Source organism: Bradyrhizobium sp. USDA 4452, assembly GCF_054063575.1.
Window position 1 is genome coordinate 7,672,178 of sequence record NZ_JBSSGK010000001.1, and the last position, 26,120, is coordinate 7,698,297.

Sequence of the window (26,120 nt, forward strand, 5' to 3'; positions counted from 1 at the left end):
ATGGCATCTCACCCCTTTCAGCGCGTGTCGGTCCGCTATGGCGAGACGCCAAAGCCCGTCACTCCCTATCAGAAGGCAGCCCAGGTCTGGGACGAGCGGCTCGGCTCCGCCCGTGTCCAGGCGAGCAACTGGCGGCTGGCGGCGCTGGCAGCCATCGGGCTGTCCAGTGTCCTTGGTGTGACGATCTTTACGCAGATCGCGCGCTCGGGTGTCGTTCCCTACGTGGTTGAGGTCGATCGGCTCGGTGAAGTCCGCGCCGTTGGACCGGCACTCGAAGCCTACCAGCCGTCAGACGCGCAGATCGCGCATTTCCTTGCGCGGTTCATCGAGAACGTACGGTCGCTGTCGATCGATCCGGTCATCGTCCGGGCCAACTGGCTGCATGCCTACGACTTCGTTACCGACCGCGGCGCGCAGGCGTTGAACGACTACGCGCGGGAAACCGATCCGTTCACAAAGATCGGGTCGAAGACGGTGACCGCCGAAGTCACATCCGTGGTGCGCGCGTCCGGCGACAGCTTCGAGATCCGCTGGAAGGAAAACGCCTACGAGAACGGCGCGGTCGCAAAGACCGAACGCTTCACGGGTCTCGTCACCACGGTCCTCAAGCCGCCCGCAGATGCGGAAACGCTACGGAAGAATCCGCTCGGCCTCTACGTTCATTCCCTCAACTGGTCGCGCGACCTCATTGGAGACGCCAAATGAACTCTGCCGCTCTCACCAGGCTCGCGTCGGCCAGCGTCCTTGCCTTGTCGCTTGCGCTTGCCGGATGCGCCACCAAGCTCAACCTCGAAGCGCCGTATGATGAAATGTCCTTTGAGAAGGCCGTTCCAGAGACCGATCCGCCGGCGCCGGTACAAGTCGTCGAAACGCCAAAGGTTCTGCCGCTGCCGGGCCAGTTGAAACCCGTTCCGCCTAAGGGCGGCAAGGAAGAAAAGCTACCGCCGGAGCAGGCGATCGCCAAGGCCAACAAGGCGGCGAGAATGGAGCCGACGCGTGCCGGATACATCAACGCCATCCAGGTCTATCCGTGGACGGAAGGTGCGCTCTACCGGCTCTATGCAAGCCCAGAAAAGGTCTCGACCATCGGGCTTCAGCCGGGCGAGGAACTGGTCGACGTCTCGACCGGAGATACGGTTCGCTGGGTGGTTGGCGATACCTCGAGCGGGCAGGGGAATTCCCGGCGCGTGCACATCCTGGTCAAGCCGACATTGCCGGATATTCAGACCAACCTCGTGGTCTTGACCGACCGACGGGCCTATCACCTCGAGCTCGTCTCGACCAAGCAGACCTACATGGCGTCGATTTCCTGGACTTATCCGACGGATACGCTTGTCGCCCTCCACAAGCAAAACGTCGCTGCCCAGGAGAGCGAGGAGCGTATCGCCGACCGCGGCGTGCGGCTCGACAGCCTGAACTTTCGTTATCGCATTGAAGGAGACGATCCGCCGTGGCGGCCGGTGCGTGCGTTCGACGATGGTCGCAAGGTCTATATCCAGATGCCATCCGGTCTCTCACAAGGGGAGGCGCCGCCCTTGTTCGTTGCCGGCGCCGATGGGCGCCCAAACCTCGTCAATTACCGGGTTCGCGGTTCCTACTACATCGTCGATCGGATGTTCGGTGCTGCGGAGCTCCGTCTTGGCGAAAATCCACAGCGCGTCGTCCGGATCATTCGTAGCGACGCCCGACCAGTGTCGCAGGCCTTCAGCAGCGGGAGCGCCTCATGACGACGGGATTGGATCAGGATCCGGAGCCGCTGGAACTGCGAGCGCGTCCACGGCCGGTTCGGCGTCTCAACCGGCGCGCCCTCATGGCCGGCTGCGCGATCGCCGCGCTGTTCATTGCTGGCGCGACGCTCATTGCGCTCCGACCGCACCCCTTCAAGCAGCCGGAGCGGACAGAGCTTTACAATACCGACCGCAAGCAGACCGCCGAAGGGTTGAGTAAGCTGCCAAAATCCTACGAGGAGATACCGCCTTCGACGCCGCGGCTTGGACCACCGTCGCCGGGGGACATCGGCCGGGCCTTTGCGGAGAATGAGAAGAAGGCGGGCGTGGCGTCGGATACGGGCTTCCGGACCAACCCGGAGGAAGACGCTGAACGGGCTGAACGCATCCGGCAAACTCGCGTCGCCCAACAGGCAAGGGAGTCGGGCTTGTTCTTTCGGCTGTCGGAGAGGCAGGAGAAGCGCAAGCAGGCCAGCACGAGCACAACCGATGCGCCGGCTGCTTCTCTATCCGAATTTCGGCCATCAACCCCCGACACCGGGCCATCGGCTGCGGAACTCGCCAAGACGGCGCTGGCAATGGTTGACCGATCAAGCGAGATCGTTCCCGCCTCGCAGGCACGAAAGCTCGCCTTCGCGGCAGCGAAAGCCGATACGGGGACTACCAATCCTCATACTCTCAAACCGCCACCGTCTACTTATGCGGTCATGGCTGGGTCGATCATTCCGGCGAGCCTTGTTACGGGGCTGAATTCGGACTTGCCCGGGGCGACCATCGGCCAAGTCACAGAGAACGTCTACGATACGGTGACTGGTGAGCACCTCTTGATCCCGCAGGGGACCAGGATCACGGGGAAATACGATAGCGTTGTTGCGTTTGGGCAGAAGAGGGCGCTTGTCGTCTGGTCGCGACTGATCTTGCCGAACGGAAATTCGATCGTGGTCGAGAACCTCCCGGCGACAGACGTCGCAGGCTACGCCGGCCTCGAGGACGAAGTGGACTTCCATACATGGCAGTTGCTCAAGGGCGTGGCCCTGGCGACCTTGATCGGGGTGGGGACCCAGCTCTCGATAGGCAACGACGAGAGCGATCTCGTGAAGGCGCTGCGGGAAAGCACGCAGCAAACGACCAATCGGGCGGGGCAGCGGCTGATAGAGCGGGAGCTTGATGTGCAGCCGACGATCACGGTGCGGCCGGGCTGGCCATTGCGGGTGATTGTGTCGAAAGATCTCGTAATGAAGCCGTATCAGGATGTTCGAGCTGCGGCAAAGGACAGGTGAGGGTATGAAGCTTGCGAAGTTACCTGATCGGACACCGGAGAAGTTGAACGTTGTGTTGATGCCGACTCTTGCGAAGCGATCGCGCGAGTACGCTGATTTCTATGCGCAGACGTACGGCAATCGTGAGGAAGTCGCGACTTTGGTGCCATTTATGCTCGAGGCGTTCCTTGACGGGGACGCCGAGTTTCGGAAGGGCAGCAAAGGGAGACGCGCTGAACAGGCGTCTCGCTTTGATTGACCACGGCAGAAGTTGTTTCTGCGGGTACGGTGCAATCATCTCAGGAGAAGGTACAATTTCGTCGGCGAGATTCTCGAAAAAGCCGCGATGGATCCTTCGATGTAGCTCAGGGGTCGTAGAAAGTATGTGGCGTTTGCAAAGTTACGATATTTCCGCTGAGCGGCGGACATGCTCGGCCTTCATGGCGTAGTGATTCCCCGCAATGCGAAAGAACTACGCATCCGGCCGAAACGGTCGGCATCGAACGATAATTCGCAATTTTTCGCTGCTCTCGAAGGGGCGGCGATGTGGCATGAAATCACCCGGAGTTTGGCAGGATATCACCTTGCCGGATCCAGTTCGGATCCTGATGCTCGAAGCCTGGGAGAGGAGACGCCTCGAGCCTTGAGTTTCTGCGGAGCAACGCACGCGGATGGGCGCGACGGTCAGCAAATGTCTCCGAGGGAGGAATGGGATGCCGCAGCTGTCGCCCGATCGCACGCTACAAATCCTTGCCAATAGCACGTTCAAGGAACTCGTTTCGGGACGCGCGAGATTGCGATGGGGTCTGTCCATCCTGACGCTAGTCATGTTCTTCGGCTTCATCGCGCTGATCTCGACCGCGAAAGCCGCGCTTGGCGCGAGTTTCGCTGGCAGCGCGATGCCGCTCGGCTTTGCACTCGCGCTTCTCATGGTTGTGGCGATCATCGCCTGCACCGGCTTCTATGTTCAGCGCTCGAATACGCACTTCGACGAACTCGCGCGCAGCGTCAAGCGGGAGCTCGGCCGATGATCGCCAGATCGCTGCTGACAGCGCTTTGCGTGGCCTTTCCATTCGCCGCGGTGGCCCAGGGAGTGGCCACAGTGGGGACGCGCGGGCCCGACTGGATCGCGATCGGGATGTTCCTCATGATCGTCTCCGTGACGCTTGTCATCACCTGGCGCTCGGCCGGCAGCACCGGATCAAAGGCTGGCTTTTACACCGCCGGACATGCGATCACGCCGGTTCAGAACGGCCTTGCGACTGCTGGGGACTTCCTGTCGGCGGCGGCTTTCCTCGGCATCTCCGCGCTGGTCTATGCCAACGGCTTCGACGGCTTCATTTACGCACTCGGTTTTCTCACGGGGTGGCCGATCGTGCTGTTCCTGATGTCGGAGCGGATGCGCAATCTGGGCAGCTTCACCTTTGCGGACGCCGCCGCATTTCGCTTGCAGCGAACGCCGGTTCGCCTCGTTGCTGCGACCGGAAGTCTCGTCGTCGTCTTGTTCTATCTGATCGCGCAGCTGATCGGCGCCGGCAAGGTGATCCAGCTCTTGTTCGGCATCAACTACATCTTCGCCGTGCTTGGCGTTGGCGTGCTGATGATTCTCTATGTGATCGTCGGCGGCATGCAGGCCACAACTTGGGTCCAAATCACCAAGGCCGTGCTGCTGCTGTGCGGTGGAACGCTGCTCGCGCTGGCCGCGATGTGGCATTTCGACTTCAGCCTTGGCCAGCTGCTCGAGGCCGCAAGCCACGTGCATCCCAAGGGAACCGCCATTCTCGTACCCGGCGGACTATTTGCCGAGCCGCTTTCCGCGATCTCGCTCGGCCTCGCTTTGGTGTTCGGCACCGCCGGGCTACCGCACATTTTGATGCGATTCTTCACAGTGAAGGATGCCGCGGCGGCCCGCAAATCGGTGTTCTATGCTACTGTCTGCGTGGCGTATTTCTGTTGGATCATTCCGGTTCTGGGCTTTGCCGCCGCAGCGATCCTGATGACCGATCCGAGCTACTTCAATGTCGTGGCGTCCGGTCAGTTCAACAAGATTGCCGACTTGGTCGGCGGGCCGAACATGGCGTCGATCCATCTCGCCCATGCGATGGGCGGCCCGCTGCTACTCGGGTTCATCTCGGCGGTGGCATTTGCGACCATTCTCGCCGTCGTCGCCGGCTTAACGCTCGCCGGCGCGTCCGCCGTCAGCCATGACATCTACGGCCAGGTGCTAGCCGGCGGCAAAGCATCGGAAGCGCGCGAGCTGTTGGTCTCGAAGATATCGGCTGTTGCCATCGGCATCGTTGCGGTTCTGCTAGCCTATGCCTTCGAGAACCAGAACGTGGCGTTCATGGCAGGACTTGCGTTGTCGGTAGCCGCGAGCTGCAATTTTCCGGTGCTGGCCATGGCCATGTTCTGGCGTGGCACCACCACGCGCGGTGCCGTCGCCGGCGGCCTCGCCGGGCTGGTCGCATCGGTCGTGCTGGTCGCGCTCAGCAAGACGGTCTGGGTCGCCGTCCTCGGTTTTCCGACCGCGCTGTTCCCGTACGACAATCCTGCGCTGGTCTCGATGCCGCTCGCCTTCCTGTTCGTCTGGCTGTTCTCGGTAACGGACCACAGCGAACGCGCGGCGCGCGAACGCGAAGCGTTCGCGGCGCAGTTCATCCAATCCGAGATCGGAACGGCTTTGGCCAGCGACCGCCCGGCGCTCGCCGCGGCGGCCTCGTAGCATCGGGGCGCCTGGAAGGCAGCATGGCCAACGCGTATGAACTCGACGAGACCCACGACCCGGCACGGGCGCAGCTTTGTCGAGGCGGCAAACGGCAACGCAACCGACTTTCCGATCCAGAATTTGCCACTCGGTGTCTTCAGCACCGCGGCCGATCCTCGGCCGCGGACCGGCGTCGCAATTGGGGATTCAGTCTTCGACCTGAACCGAGCGCTCGGTTCGGACGAGCGCCTCGCGGTACCGATCCGCCAAGCCCTCGGGCGGAGCACGCTCAATGAGCTGTTCGCGCTCGGACCCGTGGCGATGCGCGAGCTGCGCCGCCGTGTCGCCGATGTGCTTGGCCAGGGCAGCGCGGCCAATGAAACTAGGCGCCATGCGTCCGAACTGCTGACGCCGCTTGCCGACGCAACGCTGCATCTGCCCACACGCGTCTCGAACTACACGGACTTCTATGCCGGCATCTATCACGCACAGGCGGCAGGTGCGCTGCTGACGCCGGAGAACCCGCTTCCCGCCAACTACAAATGGGTTCCCATCGCCTATCACGGCCGCGCCTCGTCCGTGCAGGTCGGGCGTGGGATCGTGCGGCGGCCGTTCGGGCAGCGTCCGCCAACGGTAGTGGGCGGTGCGCCGAGCTTCGGCCCGTGCGAACGGTTGGATTTCGAGCTCGAGATGGGTTTCTACCTTGCTTCCGGCAACAGCCTCGGCAGTCCCGTTCCGCTCGCCGAAGCGGGGCAGCAGATTGTAGGCTATTCGCTGCTGAACGACTGGTCAGCGCGCGACATCCAGCGCTGGGAGATGTTTCCACTCGGTCCGTTCCTCAGCAAGAGCTTTGCCACCTCGGTGTCGCCTTGGGTCGTCACATCCGACGCGCTGGCGCCGTTCCGTGTCGCAGCGCTGGCGCGGCCGGACGGCGATCCGCGCCCACTGGATTATCTGTTCGACAGGGCCGATCAATCGCACGGCGGACTCGATATTCATCTCGAAGTCATGCTGTCGACCACACAGATGCGTGCCGTGAACCAGCCCGCCGCGGCGATCCTCTCGTCCAACGCAAGATATCTGTACTGGACGCCAGCGCAGATGGTCGCTCACCACAGCATCAACGGCTGCAATCTGCAGCCGGGTGACCTGATCGGTACCGGCACCATCTCAGGTCCAAGCACGGCCCAGCTCTCGAGCATGCTTGAGTGCACCGCCGCAGGAGCGAGGCCGGCCGTGCTTCCGAACGGCGAGCGCCGCGGATTCCTCGAGGACGGCGACGAGGTGACTTTCCGCGGCCGCTGCAGCCGGGAAGGTTTTGCGAGTATCGGGTTCGGCTCATGTGTCGGCCGAATCGGCCCAGCCGATGCCGTCATTTCTGGAAGCAACCACGCCTGATAGCCGGAGGCTGATATGGAGTGTCAATCGCTGCTGATCTACGTACACCTTCAAACGGGAGCGGTCGACCTGGACGATTTCCACTTCGGACAGCTCGTGACCTCGGCGGTTGGGCTGTCGCTGCTCCTTGTCACGCGTCTGGCGATGCTGCTGCTCGCGGCCCTGTAGGGTGACGGAAGTCCGACGGCGAGCGGTTTGTCCATTTCTTGAACGCCTTCCGAAAGCTGGTGGCATCGGCAAACCCGACACGCTCGGCGACCTGGTCGATTGCCAGATGGGTGTTTTCGAGCAGCTCCGTCGCGATCGACCGCCGCATCCCGTCGACGATCGACTGGAACGACTGGCCGTCTTCGGCCAGCCTGCGGTGGAAGGTTCGCAACGATAGGCCGAGCTGGGCTGCGATCTCCGGCGCGCCGGCAAATCGGTTGGGACTGTTGAGACAAGCGGCCCTGATCCGCCTGACCAGCTCGGATTCGCCGGGCCGCTCGGTCATGACGACGTCGCAGAGCTGGTGGCAGATCTTCGCGGTGATCGGGTTGGCGTTGGGGCAGGGCAGATCGAGCACCTTGGCGTCGAAATGCCATTCCATCCGATCGGCACTGAAGTCGATCGGGCAGTTGAACATCCGCTCGTAGTTGCGCCAGTGCGCGGGGGCGGCGAACGGAAAGATCATCCGCTTGCTCGGGAACGGCGATTCGAGGATGCGGCTGAACACCGCGGTCATCGAGCTGCGCCAGAACTCCGCGGCGAACGGCAGCAACTCGCCCAGCGGGTCGAGCCCATCGCTGCGCAGGATCGCGGTCGTTCCGTGCTCGATCCGGAAGCTGATCTGCCGCACCGCGGGCCCCGCCATCGTGATGTGATCGAGCGAGAACATCAGCGCTTCGCCGAATGTGCGGCTCGACACCAGCGCATAGCCGTAGATGCCATAATCGCTGATGCGTTGCCGGGCTCCCGCGAGCAGCCCGATGTCGGATCGCTTTGCCAGCCGCATCGCGTTGCGGTAGATCGCCAGCCGCTGCCGGTGCGAGATCCGGGCATGGGGATCCTCGAGCTGGGAAGCGTCGAGACCGGTCCGCGCAAACAGCTCGCGAACCGATACGCCCTGCGCCGCGAGCTCGGCGGCCAGCGCGCCGAGGCCCAGCAGGCTCTGCGTCGGCGCATCGGGATCGCTCGAGATCGGCATCACGACCTTGATCGGCTTCATGACATTCCTCCCCGTCCGGCTGGCACAGATTGACAGGCCGACGGACGGCTCTTTCGGCCGTTTGGCAATTTTCGACATCATAATTGGCAGAGGTTGACGTTGTCACGCTTGTTATGACGAACGACATTCAAAACATCAGAACAGCGGGCGCCGTGCAGAACCGCCCGCATTGAGGAGACGTCCGCCGCCGCGTCGAGGGCGCGGCTGGCCGACTTTGAGCGGAGGGAACCCGATGGCGACAGTACTTCATGAGATGGACGGCAAGGTTGGCGTGGTGACGCTGGCGAAGCCGCCGCACAATTTGCTCGATGACCAGCTCATCAATGATGTGATCCGCGCCTACCACGCGGTGGTCGCGGCCGGCTGCCGCGCCATCCTGCTGCGCAGTGCGATGCGGCACTTCTGCGCCGGCGCAGAGATGGCGTCGTGGGGAACAGGCACCAAGCTGCATACGGATCAGGCCGGCCTCGAAAAAGTCTGGCGCAGTCTCGAGGATGTGCCAGTCCCGACGGTTGCTGCCGTCAATGGCGGCGTGCTCGGCGGCGGGCTCGAACTCGCCTTGACCTGCGATATGATCATCGCGGCGAACACCGCGTTCCTCGGCCAGGTCGAGGTCGCGGTCGGACTGTTGCCGCTGCTCGGCGGCACGCAACGCATCGCGCATCGCGCCGGCATCGCGCGGGCCAAGGAGATCGCGATGTTGGGCCGCCGTCACACGCCCGAGGCGTTCGAACGCTGGGGCATCGTCAACCTCGTCGTACCGGAAGCGGAATTGGGCGCATCATCGATGACCATGGCTCGGCAGCTTGCCGCCGGCCCGACCAAGGTCATCGAGGGCGTCAAGATGCAGGCGAACCTGCAGGCGCGCGGCGGCGTCGCGGCCGCAGACGCGCGCCAGGTCGAGATCAACAACATGATCTGGAAGACCAGGGATCGCCAGCGCGGCGCCGATGCCTTCTTCGCGTCGGGTCCGGCTACGGCCGTCTTCGAGGGAGACTGACGATGTCGGCTTCGCCTCTTCAAGGACTGCGGGTGGTGGACTTCACCCGTGTGCTGGCAGGTCCTCACTGCACCAAGACGCTGCGGGATCTCGGCGCCGACGTCACCAAGATCGAACCGCCGTCCGGCGACATCGCCCGCGCCGGACTGCCCTATGTCGGCGGCATGGGCCTCTATTTCGTGCAGCAGAATGCCGGCAAGCGAAACCTCAGCGTCGACCTGAACTACGCGGAGGGGCGCGAGATCGTCGCTCGCCTGTGTAAGGATGCCGACGTCGTCGTCGAGAATTTCCGTCCCGGCACCTTAGCGCGGTTCGGATTCAGCTACGACGACGTCCGTGCCTTCAATCCGGACATCATCTATGTCTCGCTGAGCGGCTATGGGCAGTCGACCTCCTGGCGCAATCGGCCGGCCTTTGCGCCTACGGTGCAGGCCGAGTCCGGCCTGACCTCGATCGTGCAGGACCATTTCGGCGCGGCGTTGTCGGAGCCGCGCGGCGATTCCTGTAGCCATGCCGACGTCTATACCGGGCTGCACGGCGTGATCGCCGTGCTCGCCGCGCTCCAGCATCGCGACCGCACTGGCGAGGGACAGCACGTCGACGTGTCGATGGCCGCGACGATGCTGTCGGTCAATGAGCGCGCTGGCGCGATGATGTCGGGCATCGACACGGACGGCGAGCCGATCGCGCTGTCAGCTAATGAGTCGCACATCTTCGAGATGTCCGATGGCACCCGCCTGACGATCGCTGCCAGCCCAATCTATTCACCGATGTTCACGCGCTACTGCGCGATGATGCGGCGAAGCGATCTGCTGGCTGATCCGCGCTACGCCACCGCTAACCTTCGTCGGAAGAACCTCGCGCCGCTGCTCGCTGAAATCCGCGCCTGGATCACGACGTTCGAGAATCTCGAGCAGTTGCAGGCACAGGTTAGCGAAGCCGGCCTCGCAGTCGGCCGCCTGCGTACCGTCAATGAGTTCGTGGAGACCGACTGGGCCAAGGAGTGGAATGCCGTGGTCGAGGTCGATGACCGCGCCGGCGGACTGGTCCGAATGCCAGGCAATCCTTGGATCTTTAGCCGCTCGGAACTGCCATTGCCAGGCTTGCCGGCCTATCAGGGCGAGCACAACGAAGACATCCTTGGCCAGCTCGACTTTGAGTCCGAGAGGATCAAGGATCTGAAAGAGCGCAACGTCCTGCTCAGCCGACGATAGACAGAGTGTGTCCGGACATAGTTGAAAGAAGGGTTCGATTGAACGGAGGAAGAAAGCCGACGGCATCAGACGATCCGTGACGACCTCTCAGCATATTCCGCAGCGGAAATTTAGGGCGTGACTCGCGATGCAGGCGGCAAACTGTTATCCGAACCCTCTCACCGCAGGTTCTAACGTTCGATGCCCCGCGCTCGCAGGTAATCGAGAGGCTTGCGATGGTTTACTTTGGAAGCTGCTAGTGTCGCGATGAATTCCTCCAGAGTCGGTTGCGGCGCTGTTTGTGATTTGTGAAGCTCTTCGGGCTTTAGTTTGGTATACCGGCGCAGCGTCCGCCAATCCTTGTGATCAGTGACCAGAGCGACTTTTTCGATCGACAGCCCGGCCTCAAACAGACGGCTGGTACCTTCATGTCGCAGGTCGTGGATTTTCAACTCGTCGCTCGCGTGAACGCCGCGCTTAGGCGGCCAGAGCCGGCGAGCTTGGGCTAGTTTGCGAACCCGTCGCCAGCCTTGTTGGCCGACGTCCAGTCGGCCTGCCAAGAATTTTTTGGTGTCGCCGACTGGCTTAGAAGTGTTGGCATTTTTGTTGGTATTTGGCCAACCGCCGAAAAATAAATCCAGTAATCTCAAGGCGCTAGGTACCAATTTCCATTACCTCAGGCGTAATGGAACGGGCGAATTTCGCATGGTAGGTTTTGCACCATGAACGCACATGCATCCCTGGCGCGGGCCGAGCCCGCAAAACCCGTCCTGATCGGCGAGCACCTGCGCGAATGGCGGCAGCGCCGCCATCTCAGCCAGCTCGACCTCGCCGTCGATGCCGAGATCTCGGCGCGGCATTTGAGCTTCGTCGAGACCGGCCGCTCGGCGCCGTCGCGCGACATGGTCCTCAAACTGGCGGAGCGCCTCGACGTGCCCCTACGCGAACGCAACGTGCTGCTGGTTGCTGCGGGTTTCGCGCCCGCATTCCCGCAACGCTCGCTGGATGATCCCGCGCTGAAATCGGCGCGCGAGGCGATCAATCTGGTGCTGAAGGCGCACGAGCCGAACCCGGCGCTCGCCTATGACCGGCACTGGAATCTGGTCTCCGCCAACCGCATGGTGGCGCCGCTGCTCGAGGGCGTGCCGCAGCGGCTGCTCGGTCAGCCCTTCAACATCCTGCGGCTCGCCTTCCACCCGGAGGGCCTGGCGCCGCGTACCGTGAACCTCGCGGAATGGGCCGCGCATCTGTTGGAGCGGCTGCATCGGCAATGCGAGGCAACGGCCGATCCGGAGCTGCTCAAGCTCTATCAGGACCTGAAGTCCTATCCGATCCCGGCGCGGTCGGCCCCGATCACGACCGACAACAACGTCGCGCTGCCCTTCAAGCTTCGCCTCAATGGCGAGATCCTGAGCTTCATCTCGACCACCATGGTGTTCGGCACCCCGGTCGACGTCACGCTGCAGGAACTGGCGCTGGAGACCTTCTTCCCGGCCGACGAGCTGACCGCCGAGCGGATGCGGCAGATGGCAGCCAGTATGAAATAGCGGCTTGTCTTGGGGCGCTTTCGGCCTACTTTCGGGGTTCCAATTCCGCCGGGAACCCCTGCCATGAGCGATCTGAAGCCGCTTCGCCTCGATATCGTCTCCGACGTCGTTTGCCCCTGGTGCTACATCGGCAAGCATCGCATCGAGGATGCGCTCAAGCTGGTGCCCGACGTGCCGGTCGAGGTGCACTGGCGGCCGTTCTTCCTCAACAATTGGGTGCCGCGCGAGGGCATCAGCCGCGACGAATATCTCACCGCCAAATTCGGCTCGGTCGAGGCCTACAAGGGCATCGCCGGCCGCGTGGTCGCCGCCGCCAATGAGGAGGGGCTGACCTACCATCCCGATCTCGTCAAGCGGCAGCCCAACACGATCGACTGCCACCGCCTGATCCACTGGGCCGAGGCCAAGGGCAAGGCGGCCGAGATGAAGCAGCGGCTGATGGAGCTGTATTTCCGCGACGGCGGCGATCTCACCGACACCAACGTGCTGGTGCAGGCGGCCGCCGACGTCGGGCTCGACGCCGACGACGTGCGCGAGCGCCTGGCCACCGACGAGGATGTGGCACTGGTGTCCGCGCAAGCCCAGGAAGCCTCCGAGAAGGGCATCTCCGGCGTGCCGACCTTCGTGTTCGCGCAGAAATACGCAGTGTCCGGCGCCCAGCCGGCCGAGCAACTCGCCCGCGCCATCCGCCAGGTCTCGGCCGAGATCAACGCGCAGGCCGCCGAGTAGTCCGCAATTCCCATCGAAAGCCCGGCTCATGCCGGGCTTTTTCGTTTGCCTATACGATCCATCGGAAACAACCAGGGAGACCATCATGATCTATGAGCTGCGCACTTACACGGTACGTCCAGGCACCGTCGGCGAGATGGTGAAGGCGGCGAGCACGATCTCGCGCGACATCCGCGGCGACAATTTCGGCAAGCTGGAAGGCTACTGGATCACCGAGATCGGGCCGCTCAATCAGGTCATGCACATGTGGAGCTACGCCGATCTCAACGAGCGGTCCCGCCTGCGAGCCGAGCTTGCGAAGAATCCGCGCTGGACCGGTGAGTACATTCCGGCGATTCGTCCGCTCCTGGTGCGCCAGGAGGTCCGGCTGCTGAATGCGATCATCCCGCCGGTGGCGCCTGCCACCAAGGGCAACCTCTACGAATTCCGCAACTATCGCGCCAAACCGCTCGGCGCCGCCAAGCAATGGCTCGACCTGATCACCGGCGTGATGCCGGAGCGCGAGAAACATTCCAAGATCGTCGGCCTCTGGGCCACCGACGCGGGTCAGCCCAATGAGGTCTGCCACATCTGGGCCTATCCCGATCTCAACGCCCGCGCTGCTGCACGTGGCGCTGCGATGAAGGATCCGGCGTGGTTGGAATTCCTCAGCAAGGGCACGCAGCTGCTCGAGGAAATGCACTCGACCATCATGCTGCCGGCGCCGCACTCACCGCTGCAGTAAGGCGGGCCTCGCCGAGAACGCCGGCAGAAAGCCTCACCCGATGCTTCGATCGGATGAGGCTTACCAGGCAAGGGCATGCGCCGCCTGAGAAACGGCGCACAGCAACGCTAGAAGGGCTAGCTGACACCAACCTGACGGCGGCGAACTGATTGTTTCCTGGTGTGTCTGCATGGCTAGGAAAGGGTAAATCACTGGCCGCGCTGAATCAGGCCGTCCGCCGGCTGCGGATGAAGCGGACCGCACTGCGCGCGGCTTGATAGCCGAATCTGTTCAGCGTCAATGCGGCATGAACAGCGGCGACCAGCGGATCGCGCCGTCGCAGCGGCAGCAGCACGTCGCCGATCGCGAAGCGCCCGCGCCAGATCGGGTCGATCATGGGGTGGCCCGGCGCCGCGGTGGAATCGGCCGAATTGATCGCAGGATCGGCGCAGAGATGGCGCGTCAGCTCCAGCGTCAATTGCGCGCCCGGCGAATGCTTCGCAAAGCGCTCGTCGATACCGATCTTGAAGAAGAAGGCACGGTCCTGGTGGCGTACCACGATGCCGCTTGCGACCGACGTGCCGCCCGCATGCAGCGTGACGATCTCGCAGCGGCCGGTCTCGGCCAGCGCCGACGTCGCGCGGCGGATGAAGGCCGCGTCGCCGGCATGCTGGCCGAGCGCGGTGCCGCGCTGGCCCTTCCAGCCGCCGGCTTCGAGCGCAAGGAACGTCTCGAGCGCCGCCGCAACGTCGCGCGGCGTGCGGGCGACGTCGAAGCGCACCGCGCCGTGGTCGGACAGGCGATGGTGCTGCCGGCGCAGCTCCTTGAGCTTCTTGGGGCCGAGCGCGTCGCGCAGCAGCTCATCGGCATTGCGCGTCGCATCGAGCTGCGCGCGTTGATAGGCGCTCAGCACGCGCGGCTGCAAACCGTCGCGCGCGAGGACCGCGCGGATCGCCGCCATGGCCGGGCCCTCGAGCGACATGGTGCGCAGGATCAACGCATGCGCGCCCGCATTGCGCGCCTGCTGGAGCATCTTGCCGGCGGCCAGTTCGGCGGCGTCGCGGTCGAGCAGCGGTGTGCACAGCGTGCCATAGGGTTCGGCGCCGACCAGCGCGGGCAGCGGGATTCGGTAGATTCGCTGCATTGGGATGACCGGCAACAGCCCGATCAATTGCCCGGCATCGCCGGTGGCGCTGAGCAGCGATGCGCCGGTGCGGCCGCGCGCGGAGGCATCGACCGCCAATTCCCAGTCGGGCTGGTAGTAGCCATTGGCCTCGATCGCACGCTCCGCCAGCGCCCGCCATGCGCCAACCGGCGCGGCCGACAGCGGCGGCAATGCGCGATCATCCGTGGCATCCTTGCGCGATGCACGGCGGATCATTGCCTGGTCAGCAATATCGGCCACGTCCCATGTTTCCCCGGTCTGCAAGGCTGGTCGGCCTTTGCGTTCATCGCAGGCAACGCTAGCGGACAGAGATGGAAAATGCCGTTGAGGCCATCCGGCAATTTGAGCGGTAATGTTAACGGGTCGTTCAGCATATGACGGCGACAGCAGCGGCGCTGCTGGAACGTGACTGGGGGATCGGGAAAGCTCGCAACGATACGGCGACAACGTCGCGATCGGCATTGCCGCTCGCCGGCAGAACAATGTCAGACGCTAAGGCTTGGCGCTTCGTTGCGCTTCCATTTGAACGGCGCTTTCGACCGGCTCGTAAGTCTCGGTCACGCAATTGTCGTCAGCTTCCACCTGCCGGCGATCGAAGATCGCGCCTTCATTGATGAAGATGCGGTAGGTCTGCGTCCCGAGCGGCTTGCCGATCACCGAGGTCAGTTCGGCGCGCACGCAGGCGGTCCATCCGGTGCCGCGCGGGTCGTGCAGCGGAGCGGAGACCCGCACATGGGCCGGCTGCGAGCCGGCGGTGAATACCGAATCCAGCTTGCCGGCTACTAGGTGCTTGACGTCCGGAGGCGTCTCGAGCGGCGCCGGCTCTGTGGCCTTGACCTTCAACATCTCGGGCCATACCGCGTGGCTGTCCGCCAGCCCGCAGCCGCTCAACATCAAGGCGGCGCCGGCCAGCAGCGCCGCCATCTGTACCTGTCCCTGTCCCATTCGGTCGATTTAATGTGCCGCCGCCAACATTGCGCCCCCCTGGTGGGGCTGAATCCGCATCGCGCGGCGCTTTGTCGATCAACAAATGTCGAGCGACAAGTCATGTTTGGGGTAGAGATGTTGCCGGATGTTTCTGGGGCTGCGGGGGAGAGAGACTGACATGAAAAGCTTCACGGTTGCTGCCGTCATTCTGGCGCTGATCGCGACACCGACCCTGGCCCAGGGCCGGCGAGGCGGCGGGGGCGACGACAGGAAGACGGAGAAGAAGCCTCAGATCGACGAGAAGGCGTACAAGGCCGCACTCGATCGTATCCCCGAGCCCAAGGAGAAATACGATCCCTGGGGCGTCACCAAGCCAGCCGCGGATCCAGCGAAGAAGCCGAAATAGCCGCCGGGCCGATCCGATCCCTGCGACAATTCGGGCCCGAGAACCGTCGCCGGCAGCAGCAGATTGCCGCACGGCGTGAACCTTCACCTGACGGCTTTCGACCCATCTCCGATGCCATTGTCGGAGGCCGCCATGCTTCGCCGTTCGCTCCTTGGCCTGATCGTTCCGGCTGCGATCCTGCTCGGTGCCGTGCCGGCACTGGCGGAAAGCCGTCTGGCGCTGGTGATCGGGCAGTCCGCCTACAAGTCGGTGCCCGCGCTGCCCAATCCGGCCAACGACGCCAGGGCGATGTCACAAATGCTGACCGATGCCGGCTTCGCGGTGACGACGGCATCGGACCTGTCCCAGGATGAGATGCGCGCAAGGATCAGCGACTTCGCCGGCCAGGTGGCGGCGAAGGGCGCCGATACCGTCGCGCTGGTGTTCTATGCCGGGCACGGGCTGCAGATCGATGGCGAGAACTATCTGGTGCCGGTCGATGTCGACCCGAAGCGCGAGGCCGACATCCCGATCCAGGCGGTTCGCGTCAACGACATCCTGAACACCCTGACCTCGGTGCCGAGCCGGATGCGTATCGTGCTGCTCGATGCCTGCCGCAACAATCCGTTCCCGGAACTCAGCAAGACCGCCGGGCATGGGCTGGCCATCGTCGACGCCAGGATCGGCGCGCCCGGCACCTTTGTCTCGTTCTCGACGTCGCCGGGTGCCGAGGCCGAGGACGGCAGCGGCGCCAACAGCCCCTATACGACCGCGCTGCTGGCTTCGGCGAAGGAGCCGGGGATTCCGATCGAGGACACCTTCAAGCGCGTCCGCCTGGCGGTGAACAAGGCGACCGACGGCCGCCAGACGCCGTGGGATTCCTCGTCGCTCACCGACGACTTCCGCTTCATGGCAGGTACGTCGGCGTCGCCCGCGGCCGCGCCGACGCCGGCCGCGACCAAGCGCACCGTCGACGAGTGGAAACGCGAATTGCAGGGCAAGTCGATCGAAGCGGCAAATGAACTGATCGTGGTCGACGGCACTGATGAAGCCTATGAAGCCTTCGCCGCGATCTTCGCCGGCACGCCGCGCGGCCTGCAGGCGCGCGACTGGCTCGACCGGCATCGGCGCATGGTGGCCTGGAACGACGCCATTGTTGCCAACACGGCGGCGGCCTATCGCAGCTTCCTCGTGCTGTATCCCGACAGCGATCTCACGGCGACCGCGCGGAAGATGATCGAACGGTTGCGCTACCGTCCCGAGGCGGCGCCGGCCGCAGCGCTCAGCGTGCCCGCGACCAACGTCGCGCTGGCGGCGCCGACCTGTCCCTGCAACAATTCGCCGCCGCAGCAGGAGCAGAAGGCGGCCGCGCCCGTGAAGAAGCGTGCCGATCCCGATCCGCCGCCGCGGCGCGCCGGCAAGCGCCCGCCGCGCGTCGTGGTCGAGGATGACGTCGTGGTGGTGCGCCGGCCGCCTCCGGCCGTGGTCTACGAACCGGTCGGGCCGCCGATCGGAATCGGGATCGGCATCGGCGGCGGCGGTTATCGCGGCCATTATGGCGGCGGCTATCGCAGGGGTGGATACTGACGTGGCATTCGCGTAAAGGCTTTTCCCGCATGAGATGCGGCGTGTGATGATCGCATCTTGCGGGAGGACGCAATGCGGTCGCTGATTCGCCTGCTTGCCGCGCTGGTGCTGTGCGTGCAGCCGGCGCTCGCCTGGGAGTATTGGGGCGGCGACCGCGGAGGCACGCGCTTCTCGCCGCTGACTGAGATCACGACAGACAATGTCGGCACGCTGGTGCGCGGCTGGGAATTCCGCACCGGCGATCTCGAGGCGCGTCCGCCCGAGGTCATGAAGCGCACCAAGTTCGAGGTGACGCCGCTGTTCGTCGAGGACAGCCTGATCTTCTGCACGCCGTTCAACGAGGTGATCGCGCTCGATCCCGGCACCGGCGCGCAGAAATGGCGGTTCGATCCGAAGATCAGCATGGCGCAGCGGCCGGCCAATCGGTTTGTCTGCCGCGGCGTCGCCTACTGGACCGATGATCGCGCGGCGGATGGCGCGGCCTGCAAGTCGCGCATCTTCACCGGCACCAACGACACGCGCCTGATCGCGCTCGATGCCAGGACCGGCAAACCCTGCGCCGATTTCGGCACCAATGGCGAGATCAAGATCGACGCCGGCATGAAGCTGGAATGGCCCGGCGAGTTTCAGATCACGTCGGCGCCGGTGACCGGACGCAGCGTGGTCGTGGTGGGATCTGCGATCGGCGACAACCGGCGGGTCGATGCGCCGGTCGGCGCGGTGCGCGCCTTCGATGCACGGACCGGCCGGCCGCGCTGGACCTTCGACCCGCTGGTGCATGCAGGCGTCGAGGCCGGCCACAGCAATGTCTGGGCACCGATGTCGGTGGACGAGGAGCGCGGCCTGGTGTTCCTGCCGACGACGTCGCCCAGTCCGGACTTCTGGGGCGGCAAGCGCCCCGGCAATGACGAGCACGCGAATTCCGTCGTCGCGTTGCGGATCGAGAGCGGCGAGCTCGCATGGGCGTTCCAGACCGTGCATCACGACGTCTGGGACTATGACCTGCCGGCACAGCCGACATTGGCGCGGATCGACACCGGTTCGGGCATGCGCGACGTCGTGATCCAGCCGACCAAGCAGGGTTTTGTGTTCGTGCTCGATCGCGACACCGGCAAGCCGGTGTGGCCGGTCGAGGAACGCGCGGTGCCGCAGAACGGCGCCGAGGGCGACACACTGTCGCCGACGCAGCCGTTCCCGACCCATGTGCCGCCGCTGCTGACCCAGCGGATGACGGCCGATGATGTCGGCGGCCTGCTGCCGGGCATCGGAAGCGCGGCGTGCGACAGGCTGTTCGCGCAATCCCGCAATGAGGGGCTTTATACGCCGCCGTCGACGCAGGGCACGATCGTCTATCCGATGACCGGCGGCGGCGTGAACTGGGGCAGTGCGGCCTTTGATCCGGTCAACCAGATCCTGTTCGCCAATGTCAGTCACGCGGCGCATGTCGTCACGCTGATTCCGCGCGAGCAGGCCAGGGGCTTCAATCCGCCGCCCGGCTATGACTTCGGCCAGCAGCAGGGCGCGCCGTTGGCGATGTCGCGGGCGCTGGCGATGACGGCGGTCGGGACGCCCTGCAACAAGCCGCCATGGGGCGAGACGGTGGCGGTCGATCTCAAGGCCGGCAAGATCCTCTGGCATGCGTCGGTCGGCACCAGCGAGGATCTCGCGCCGCTCGGCATCGCGCTCAATACCGGCACGCCGCTGCTCAGTGGCGTCGCGATCACCGCGGGTGGCCTCGTGTTCACCGGTGCGATGGATGCCTATCTGCGCGCGTTCGACGTCAAGTCGGGAAAGCAATTGTGGCTCGGCCGGCTTCCGGTGCCAGGCGTCGCCAATCCGATGACCTATCTCTGGAACGGTGAGCAGTATGTCGTGATCGGCGCTGGCGGCCATTCCGAGGGCGGCACGTCGATCGGCGACAGCGTGGTGGCATTTCGCCTGCCGCGCCAGGGCGAGGGGGCATCGTTGTGGACTCGCCTGATCGACCGGCCCGGTGGGCGGTTCACCGCCAAGGCTATGGCCGCCGGACTCGTACTCGTGGCCCTCGTTGCGCTGTTATGGCGCTGGCGCAGCCGTCGCTCGCGATCCGCTTAGGTGCTCCCTGCCGCAGGCGCGCAGCTGCAAAATATCGAAAACAACCCCATGCAAAGTAGCCGGCGGCCGCCGGCGTTCGAAAGGCAGCTTGACACGTCGGGCAACTCAGGGATACATTTCTAATATTCCGAAATAGTGCGGGCGCCGCTTCTGACCGGTCCGGTATTGGGTGTAGTCCGGACTTCTCGTCAACGATCGTCGATCGCTGTATTTGACCCGAAGCAGAATCCGCGCCCCGCTTCATCGAAAATTGATCATTTTGCGCGGTATAGGTTGACGCCAGCGTCCATGCAGCCGCCGGCCAGTGAACAGGTTCCTGACTTCTTGCCCGTGATCCGCAGGTAATCGTCGATTGCTTGACGGGTCGTTTCCGTCAGTTCAAATTTGACAGGCCGGCCGGTCTTCTTCTGTCAGACGGTCGCGCGGTCGGCCGAATATCCACCTGGCGCAAGGTCATCAACTTTCAACGCGACGACGTCGCAGCCGCGCTGCTTGCTATCGATGGCGACGTTGAACAGTGTCAGGTCGCGCATTCGGCCTTCAACCTGGAGCTTGGTTCGGATTGACCAGACGTGCTTCGGACGGAGCGGCGGCTTTGCGCCGACTATCTTCCCCTTATTCCAAGGAACGTGCTTTGAGATGGCGGGGATGGTACTTGGGATAACGGTCATGTTGACCTCCTCAGCTAATGAGGCTGGTCATGTTCAGCCCGGAGAACTTCCAATCCGGCGTCCGCTTCTAGACGATTGGAGACGTACTTGCGTCCAATTCGATCGATGGCAGGACCGATTTTGACCCTAAGCAGAAATCTGCGGGCGTACTGGCCAGCGCGACAAAACGCTTCTGCATCCGTCCAATAGAGGTCCTAGATAGGTCTGATCAAGGTGGAATTCGAATTCGTGCGACTGGGTCATATGGTCGGGCGTGATCATAAATTTTGCCGTCACGTGGCCGCCAGTACCACACTGGATTGTAATCTCCAGATTGGGTTCCAAAGAGCGTAGCCGGGCTTCACCAGCCAACACCGTATGGAGCGTTTCAAGTTCTCGGGTGAAGCTGGCTAGGTCGGGCGCAAAAACAAAGCTACCCTGCGCCTGAACTACCGCCCCCGGTGCCTCGATCCGTGCTCGCACATTCAACCAGTTTCCGTCCCAATAATCGGTAGCATTGGGGAATTGGCGGCCGAACACCCAAAGTGAGAACCCGCCGAGCTTAAGGTCTGGTTCGACCGAATTCATGAAACCTCACGTACAGAGCATGCCGGACGTTACCACATTTGCTTTGTGGACTATGTCGCCTCTTGGCCCTGAGCAGACCTTTGACCGCTTTCCTTCGGGCCGGAGTTCCTACTGTCTCCGTCTCTCTTGCCGTGATGAAGAGATTGCATGAAGTACTTGTTCTGTCAGGCTTGCGGTCGTTGGTTAGGCGCAAGGCGTGACAAATGCCCTGATTGCGGCACCGTTTCACAGTTCAATTGGAAGAATACCATTCTCTTCGACCTGCTAATCCAGTTTGCCATTGGCGCACTGGGGCTTTTTTCATTTTGGCTGTTCGGGCTCAAGTAGTCCCAAGGCTGAGATCGTATGCTGCGTCAGTTGGCGGACTCTTTCATTTCACCGCGTTGACTTCCACTTCTGGCCCATACCGACGAAGCCGGAGGCTCAGTTGCATGTTGGCTGTCGGGGGGTAGACCGGACATAGTCAGTAAGCGCCACCCGCTCCCCCGAACAGCCGCCGCGGCAACGAGTAGCTGTTGGTGTTGATCTCGGCCTAGCGCAACGAGACTACTTCCGACTCGCCGGACCAGGGATCACACGCTCGACCCGGCCGACGATGTTGCCGAAAGGCACGTCACCCATCTGCATTGGCATCCGGCTGTCGACCGAATTGTCCCGATTGTCGCCGATGACGAAGAGTGCACCTGCCGCCACGGTGTGAACATTGTCGTTGTCGAGAGCCGACTGCGCCCGACAATCCAGCGTCTGGTAGCTGACACCGTTCGGCAACGTCTCGTGCCATTGCTTGACCGGAGCGACGCCCGGCACGCCGCAAAGACGCTCTCCGACGAAATCCTGCATCTTCTCCTGCTTCACCGGCTGGCCATTGATCCAGAGCTGCCCATCCCGCATCTGGATGCGATCGCCCGGCAGTCCGACCACCCGCTTGAGGAACGGAGCCGAGGTGCCTGACTTGGGCGACGTCAACGCAACAACATCACCGCGCTCCGGAATCGTGCCAGCGGCATAGGCGACGATGCTGACGCTGTCGCCGACCAAAATTGTCGGGGCCATCGATGACGATTCGACCGCCAGCTGCTTCAGCAGGCTGGCGACGAGCGAGAGGATCAGGGCGGGGATGGACATCGAATGATAGGTTTGCGCAGAGGTTTTAGGCCCCCACCATAGACCATTGATCATCGCGGGTGCAAAGGCAACCTGATCTCTCCGGCATCCAGGCTCAGCATGATGTCAATTACACCCGGTAACTTGCCACCGGGGTTGGCGGCTTTCCTTCATTCCATATCTCCTTATGGCCCGTAGCTGACGTTTCCGCCGGAGCGCTGGACATCCGCTTTTGACCCACAAGAGACATGGCGGATCTCCAACTTGACGCAGGTCAACACGAGATGGGCCAAGCTCGGAAATAATTGATCAACTAGTCAAGGAGATGGTCATGCCAGAACAGAGCAGCATGCATGTACACCTGAATTGGGCCAAAGAGCGGATCGACGAGATGGACGCCGCATTGGCTTCCTTCGAGGTCAGAGCTGACCAGGCAAAGGCCGAGTCCAAGGTCAAGGTCGATCAGATCGTCGCCGATCTGAAAGAGCGTCGTGACGAATTTCGAGCGCTGCTCAAAACGCAAGTGGAAGCCAGCGAAGACGCTTTGGCGTGCGCCAAGACGGATCTTGAAAAGCAATGGAACGGGTTCGAAGGCCAGGTAAAGACCTATTTTGAAGGCGCCGGCAAGCAGATCGAGCAGCAGCAGGCCACATTCAGGGATATTGCAGCGGCGCAGGCGGCGGCCAAAGTGGCCGCGGCCCGCAGCGTCGATGTCGATGCCGCACTCAAGCAGATGAAAATCGATGCGGCTGAAGCGGAAGCGCGTCTTCAGAAGCTAAAGCAGGCGGGGAGCGAGTCCTGGTCGGTCCTGGGCGCCGCGTTGGCGGAATCCCGCAAGGCATTCGATCAAGCCAACCAAGCCGCATGGGACGCCCTGAAGGGCTCTGGCTCGAAGAGCTGAACAACCGCTTGGTTCGCAACAGCCAGTCCAGGAGGGATGTATGGCAACCGATGTCCTGATTTCGCGCGAGTTGAAATCGCTGCAGGACGAGCTTGCGAGCGCCAAAAACAATCGCACCGCAGTGGTCGAGCAATCGGCTGCAGCATCGCCCCCACCGGCAAGCGCCACGGCGGCTTCGGCGCCGGACGAAGCCGAGCTGCAGGGTTACCTGCGCCAACTCGCTGACGAAGTCACCGAACTGTTTGGTGAGGCCGAGAAGAGCATTTCGGCCCACCCGACCCAGAGCGTTGCCGGCGCACTGGTCGTCGGCATCTTGATCGGCCGCCTGCTCGGCAGGCGCTGAGGAGCCCAACCATGATCGATCATCTTCTGCGCGATCTTCAGGTCCTGCGCAAAGCGGACATGCTGGTCGGGAAAATTTGGCTCAACGTGCTCGCGCGCCGGCTTGGCTTGTTGGCTTTTGCGGCTCTGATCGCGGTGTTCGGGCTCGGAATGGCAAATGTCGCCGGTTATAACGCGTTGCAAAATTCGCTTGGAACCGTCTGGGCGGCTACCGTTCTGGCGCTCGTGGATTTTACCATTGCAGCGATCGTGCTCCTGATCGCTCTAAGGTCCCATCCGGGACCGGAAATTGACGTGGCGCTCGAGGTCCGCAAGACCGCGCTAGAATCCCTTCATGAGGATGCGCGCGACATCAAGCTGACGATCGATGTCTTGGGCCAGGAGATCAGGAACGTGAAGCAGAGCGTGACCGCGCTCGTGCACAATCCGCTCGACGTCGCGGCGGAAAAACTGCTGGTGCCAGCCGCCTTATCGGTGCTCCGAGGACTGCGGTCGAAGAAGGAGCATTCGTGACCACACCGGCGCAAGTGCCTGCAGGTGCGCCGTTTCGCTTGCAGTAACGCCCGGATCGGGCGCGCGAATGTAGGCCGCGCGGCGCTTGATGAATTCTGCAGGTTCTTTGGCTTTGACTAAAGCATGATCCGGAAAAGTGCGAAGCGGTTTCCGAGAAGATCACGCTCAGTCAAAGAGCTAAAGCGCGATGACGATTCAACCTAATCACATCGCGCTTTAGGGGAGAATTCTGAGACGCCGCCTCAGTTGGCGGCCTCTCTCGCACGTCGCTCCCTTAGCTGAAGGTCCAGCCGTCCATCAACAGGTCAGCTTATTTGTGCGGAGCGGGAGTGGCCGGGTTGGGGCGCGGTGGGTGGCTTTTTGACCCTTTGCAGACATTCCGGCCCCTATGCGCCCGGGCCGCGCATCATGCGGTCGCGTTCATGAGATGGTCCGATACCGTAGAGATGAACGCGCGTAGACGCTCAAGACGCCTTAGGTCCCGGTGGTATCCCATCCAAATGTCTCGCGCTGGCGGCGGCCTTGGCAGTTCCAGCCTGCGGATACCCGGGATCTGATTGCCGACTACGCGGGGCAGGACAGCGATGCCGACGCCTTGCCTGCACATGCGTCCCTGGACGTTGCGGTTGTTCGATCGAAGGACCGGTCTGGCGTTGGGGAAACTCTCGATGAGCCACGCGATGTCAGGGAAATGGCCCGTGGATGTGTCATGGGTGATAAGCCGGAAACCGATCCCATCGCCATATTTGGGATCGGCCGCCTCCTCGGCGATGTAGACGCCGTATTCGAGCCTGAAGAGCCGCCGCTGAACGACATCGGCAGTGTCGAACGGAACGATCCGAAAAGCGATGTCGGCCTCTCGTTGGGCAAGGCTGACCCGGCGCGTGCCGGTCAGGATCTCGACGTCGACATTGGGGTAGGCTTTCGAGAAATCCGCCAGGATAGGAGGAAGAACATAGGCCCCAAACCAGTCCGCTGACGAAATGCGCAGACTGCCTTTGAGATTCTGCTCCCGCCCCGCAAGCCGGCGCTCCATGGCCAGCGCGCCTTCTTCCATTTGCTCGGCCAGCGCGATGATCCCGTGGCCCTCTTCGGTCAGAACAAGACCGTCCGCTGTGCGCTGGAAGAGCGTGTGACCGATCGCCTGCTCAAGTGCGCGAAGGCGCCTGCCGACGGTCGGATGGCTTGTCTGAAGAGCGCGCGCGGCGCCGCCGAGCGTGCCGGATCGCGCAATAGCAAGAAAGATCCTGACGTCGCTCCATTCCATCGCGGCCATCCACACAAAACTGAACGTCGAGAGTACAGTTATGTCAGTTAAAGAACAAATCTAAGCACCTAGTTTCCCGCCATCGCCATCGTGGGTGGCCTTGGCTGTGCAACCCAAGGGAAGCTGGTCCGGAGGGAGCAGAGAGATTTCCCAGAGCGGCGGCAGAACGCGGCGGCAGGAGATAGAACATGCAGATCGGATTTATCGGTCTCGGCAGTATGGGCTCAGCAATGGCCCTGAACCTGGTGAAGGCCGGCCATGACGTGCGGGCCTGGAACCGGAGCAAGGTCGCCCAGGAAAGCGTCCGCGGGGTAACGCTGGTCAAGCTTGCGGCGGATGCATTCGAGGCTGACGCAGTCTTCACGATGCTGTCCGACGACTCGGCCATTCGGGAGGTGGTCCTTGACGCCGGCTTGCTGGCAAGCGCGCGACCAGGGCTGACCCATGTCGTCACATCGACGATCTCCGTCGCTTTCGCGCGCGAACTGCAGCTCCTGCACGAAGAGGCGGGCCTTGGCTATGTGTCCGCACCGGTCCTCGGTCGACCGAACGTCGCGGCGAGTGGCCAGCTCAACATCCTGGCGGCCGGGAAGGCCGATGCAATTGCCGCGATCGAGCCGCTGCTTGCCCCCCTCGGCAAAAAGGTCTGGAAGTTAGGGGAGAACCCCGCTCGGGCGAACGCGGCAAAGCTCGCCTGCAACATGATGATCGCGATGGCTATCGAGGCGATGGCCGAGGGTGTCGTGCTGACCGAGAGTGCCGGCCTCGACCGTGCGGATTTCTTTAAGCTCATCCTGGGCACCCTGTTCTCGGGCCGCGCCTATGAGAGCTACAGCGCGCAGATCACGGAACGATCATTCGAACCGGGTTTCAAAGCCAAGCTCGCTCTCAAGGACATGCGCCTTGCGACTGAGGCCAGCAACGAGATCGGACGCACGCTCCCGATGCTTGAAGCTGTCCGCGAGGGGCTCAGCAAAGCTGTCTCGGCGGGCCTCGGGGAGAAGGACTGGTCGATCATGGCCGATATGACGGTTCGTGGCGGCGATAGTGTCGCGTCGTCTGAAAACAACGCGGAGAGGAAATACTGAAAACCTGGCTCATCACAGCCTTGAGCGTGGGCCACGAGCTCC

28 protein-coding genes are annotated in these 26,120 nt (G+C 63.1%); 20 read left to right on the forward strand and 8 right to left on the reverse strand.

Annotated features, from left to right (window positions below; translation table 11 throughout):
• The 7 genes from trbF to fahA all read left to right on the forward strand — a co-directional run bounded on the left by trbF (position 1) and on the right by fahA (position 7,088).
• Positions 1–705, forward strand: a complete 705-nt coding sequence (trbF, locus tag ACVISU_RS36110; RefSeq protein ID WP_456710141.1) for a conjugal transfer protein TrbF — start codon at positions 1–3, stop codon at positions 703–705.
• Positions 702–1,727 carry a P-type conjugative transfer protein TrbG gene (trbG, locus tag ACVISU_RS36115; protein WP_456710142.1) on the forward strand — a complete coding sequence of 342 codons (1,026 nt, stop codon included), beginning with the start codon at positions 702–704 and terminating at the stop codon, positions 1,725–1,727. Before trbF ends, trbG begins: the two co-directional genes overlap by 4 nt.
• Positions 1,724–3,007, forward strand: a complete 1,284-nt coding sequence (locus ACVISU_RS36120) for a TrbI/VirB10 family protein (protein WP_456710143.1) — start codon at positions 1,724–1,726, stop codon at positions 3,005–3,007. The genes trbG and ACVISU_RS36120 overlap by 4 nt, the downstream gene beginning before the upstream one ends.
• Before the next feature lie 4 nt (positions 3,008–3,011).
• Positions 3,012–3,245 carry a DUF2274 domain-containing protein gene (locus tag ACVISU_RS36125; protein WP_456710144.1) on the forward strand — a complete coding sequence of 78 codons (234 nt, stop codon included), beginning with the start codon at positions 3,012–3,014 and terminating at the stop codon, positions 3,243–3,245.
• Positions 3,246–3,699: 454 nt separating this feature from the next.
• Positions 3,700–4,017, forward strand: a complete 318-nt coding sequence (locus ACVISU_RS36130) for a DUF485 domain-containing protein (protein ID WP_456710145.1) — start codon at positions 3,700–3,702, stop codon at positions 4,015–4,017.
• A complete protein-coding gene (gene actP / locus ACVISU_RS36135; RefSeq protein WP_456710146.1) occupies positions 4,014–5,708 on the forward strand; it encodes a cation/acetate symporter ActP in 1,695 nt (564 codons plus the stop codon). Before ACVISU_RS36130 ends, actP begins: the two co-directional genes overlap by 4 nt.
• Before the next feature lie 36 nt (positions 5,709–5,744).
• A complete protein-coding gene (gene fahA, locus ACVISU_RS36140; RefSeq protein ID WP_456710147.1) occupies positions 5,745–7,088 on the forward strand; it encodes a fumarylacetoacetase in 1,344 nt (447 codons plus the stop codon).
• Positions 7,089–7,218: 130 nt separating this feature from the next.
• Here the strand turns inward: fahA and ACVISU_RS36145 are convergent, their stop codons facing one another.
• Complete coding sequence (locus ACVISU_RS36145; protein ID WP_456710148.1) at positions 7,219–8,295, reverse strand: AraC family transcriptional regulator; 1,077 nt, start codon at positions 8,293–8,295, stop codon at positions 7,219–7,221.
• Between the two features lie 232 nt (positions 8,296–8,527).
• On the opposite strand from ACVISU_RS36145, the gene ACVISU_RS36150 reads away from it, so the two are divergent.
• Positions 8,528–9,295: an enoyl-CoA hydratase/isomerase family protein gene (locus ACVISU_RS36150; protein WP_456710149.1), complete on the forward strand. Its 768-nt coding sequence runs from the start codon at positions 8,528–8,530 to the stop codon at positions 9,293–9,295.
• Between the two features lie 2 nt (positions 9,296–9,297).
• Positions 9,298–10,509, forward strand: coding sequence for a CaiB/BaiF CoA transferase family protein (locus ACVISU_RS36155; protein WP_456710150.1), 1,212 nt, complete (start codon positions 9,298–9,300; stop codon positions 10,507–10,509).
• Between the two features lie 170 nt (positions 10,510–10,679).
• On the opposite strand, the gene ACVISU_RS36160 is transcribed toward ACVISU_RS36155, so the two are convergent.
• Positions 10,680–11,138 (reverse strand): tyrosine-type recombinase/integrase, encoded by a 459-nt coding sequence (locus ACVISU_RS36160; RefSeq protein ID WP_456710151.1) that lies wholly within the window; start codon positions 11,136–11,138, stop codon positions 10,680–10,682.
• Positions 11,139–11,210: 72 nt separating this feature from the next.
• On the opposite strand from ACVISU_RS36160, the gene ACVISU_RS36165 reads away from it, so the two are divergent.
• From ACVISU_RS36165 to ACVISU_RS36175, 3 genes are all read left to right on the forward strand, one after another.
• Entirely contained in the window at positions 11,211–12,035 is an 825-nt protein-coding gene (locus tag ACVISU_RS36165; protein ID WP_050401154.1) for a helix-turn-helix domain-containing protein, read from the forward strand.
• A 63-nt stretch (positions 12,036–12,098) separates the two neighbouring features.
• On the forward strand, positions 12,099–12,764 hold the full coding sequence (locus ACVISU_RS36170) for a DsbA family oxidoreductase (RefSeq protein WP_456710152.1): 666 nt from the start codon (positions 12,099–12,101) through the stop codon (positions 12,762–12,764).
• Between the two features lie 85 nt (positions 12,765–12,849).
• Positions 12,850–13,488, forward strand: coding sequence for an NIPSNAP family protein (locus ACVISU_RS36175; RefSeq protein ID WP_456710153.1), 639 nt, complete (start codon positions 12,850–12,852; stop codon positions 13,486–13,488).
• A gap of 205 nt (positions 13,489–13,693) precedes the next feature.
• Here ACVISU_RS36175 and ACVISU_RS36180 read toward each other — a convergent pair whose 3' ends face one another.
• On the reverse strand, positions 13,694–14,872 hold the full coding sequence (locus ACVISU_RS36180; RefSeq protein ID WP_456710154.1) for a GNAT family N-acetyltransferase: 1,179 nt from the start codon (positions 14,870–14,872) through the stop codon (positions 13,694–13,696).
• A gap of 252 nt (positions 14,873–15,124) precedes the next feature.
• Positions 15,125–15,556, reverse strand: a complete 432-nt coding sequence (locus ACVISU_RS36185) for a hypothetical protein (RefSeq protein ID WP_456710155.1) — start codon at positions 15,554–15,556, stop codon at positions 15,125–15,127.
• 181 nt (positions 15,557–15,737) lie between these two features.
• Between ACVISU_RS36185 and ACVISU_RS36190 the strand changes: the two genes are divergently transcribed.
• The 3 genes from ACVISU_RS36190 (at position 15,738) to ACVISU_RS36200 (ending at position 19,625) form a co-directional block, all read left to right on the forward strand.
• Positions 15,738–15,965, forward strand: a complete 228-nt coding sequence (locus ACVISU_RS36190; RefSeq protein WP_097676049.1) for a hypothetical protein — start codon at positions 15,738–15,740, stop codon at positions 15,963–15,965.
• 132 nt (positions 15,966–16,097) lie between these two features.
• The gene (locus tag ACVISU_RS36195; protein ID WP_456710156.1) at positions 16,098–17,531 is read left to right on the forward strand and encodes a caspase family protein; all 1,434 of its coding nucleotides are present in this window, start codon (positions 16,098–16,100) and stop codon (positions 17,529–17,531) included.
• A gap of 72 nt (positions 17,532–17,603) precedes the next feature.
• Entirely contained in the window at positions 17,604–19,625 is a 2,022-nt protein-coding gene (locus ACVISU_RS36200; protein ID WP_456710157.1) for a pyrroloquinoline quinone-dependent dehydrogenase, read from the forward strand.
• 410 nt (positions 19,626–20,035) lie between these two features.
• On the opposite strand, the gene ACVISU_RS36205 is transcribed toward ACVISU_RS36200, so the two are convergent.
• Positions 20,036–20,296, reverse strand: coding sequence for a hypothetical protein (locus ACVISU_RS36205; RefSeq protein ID WP_456710158.1), 261 nt, complete (start codon positions 20,294–20,296; stop codon positions 20,036–20,038).
• A gap of 126 nt (positions 20,297–20,422) precedes the next feature.
• On the reverse strand, positions 20,423–20,863 hold the full coding sequence (locus tag ACVISU_RS36210) for a WapI family immunity protein (RefSeq protein WP_456710159.1): 441 nt from the start codon (positions 20,861–20,863) through the stop codon (positions 20,423–20,425).
• A 147-nt stretch (positions 20,864–21,010) separates the two neighbouring features.
• Here ACVISU_RS36210 and ACVISU_RS36215 point away from each other — a divergent pair, with 147 nt between their 5' ends.
• The gene (locus tag ACVISU_RS36215) at positions 21,011–21,190 is read left to right on the forward strand and encodes a hypothetical protein (protein ID WP_095733549.1); all 180 of its coding nucleotides are present in this window, start codon (positions 21,011–21,013) and stop codon (positions 21,188–21,190) included.
• A gap of 219 nt (positions 21,191–21,409) precedes the next feature.
• Here ACVISU_RS36215 and lepB read toward each other — a convergent pair whose 3' ends face one another.
• Complete coding sequence (gene lepB / locus ACVISU_RS36220) at positions 21,410–21,988, reverse strand: signal peptidase I (RefSeq protein ID WP_456710160.1); 579 nt, start codon at positions 21,986–21,988, stop codon at positions 21,410–21,412.
• A 310-nt stretch (positions 21,989–22,298) separates the two neighbouring features.
• Between lepB and ACVISU_RS36225 the strand changes: the two genes are divergently transcribed.
• From ACVISU_RS36225 to ACVISU_RS36235, 3 genes are read left to right on the forward strand one after another with little or no spacing between them, the layout of a single operon-like run.
• Positions 22,299–22,868 carry a sll1863 family stress response protein gene (locus tag ACVISU_RS36225; protein ID WP_456710161.1) on the forward strand — a complete coding sequence of 190 codons (570 nt, stop codon included), beginning with the start codon at positions 22,299–22,301 and terminating at the stop codon, positions 22,866–22,868.
• A gap of 40 nt (positions 22,869–22,908) precedes the next feature.
• The gene (locus ACVISU_RS36230; RefSeq protein WP_050402051.1) at positions 22,909–23,211 is read left to right on the forward strand and encodes a DUF883 C-terminal domain-containing protein; all 303 of its coding nucleotides are present in this window, start codon (positions 22,909–22,911) and stop codon (positions 23,209–23,211) included.
• A gap of 11 nt (positions 23,212–23,222) precedes the next feature.
• On the forward strand, positions 23,223–23,723 hold the full coding sequence (locus ACVISU_RS36235) for a phage holin family protein (protein ID WP_050402050.1): 501 nt from the start codon (positions 23,223–23,225) through the stop codon (positions 23,721–23,723).
• Between the two features lie 406 nt (positions 23,724–24,129).
• On the opposite strand, the gene ACVISU_RS36240 is transcribed toward ACVISU_RS36235, so the two are convergent.
• Positions 24,130–24,990: a LysR family transcriptional regulator gene (locus ACVISU_RS36240; RefSeq protein WP_050402068.1), complete on the reverse strand. Its 861-nt coding sequence runs from the start codon at positions 24,988–24,990 to the stop codon at positions 24,130–24,132.
• 188 nt (positions 24,991–25,178) lie between these two features.
• On the opposite strand from ACVISU_RS36240, the gene ACVISU_RS36245 reads away from it, so the two are divergent.
• Positions 25,179–26,078, forward strand: a complete 900-nt coding sequence (locus ACVISU_RS36245) for an NAD(P)-dependent oxidoreductase (RefSeq protein ID WP_456710162.1) — start codon at positions 25,179–25,181, stop codon at positions 26,076–26,078.
• Positions 26,079–26,120: the final 42 nt, after the last annotated feature.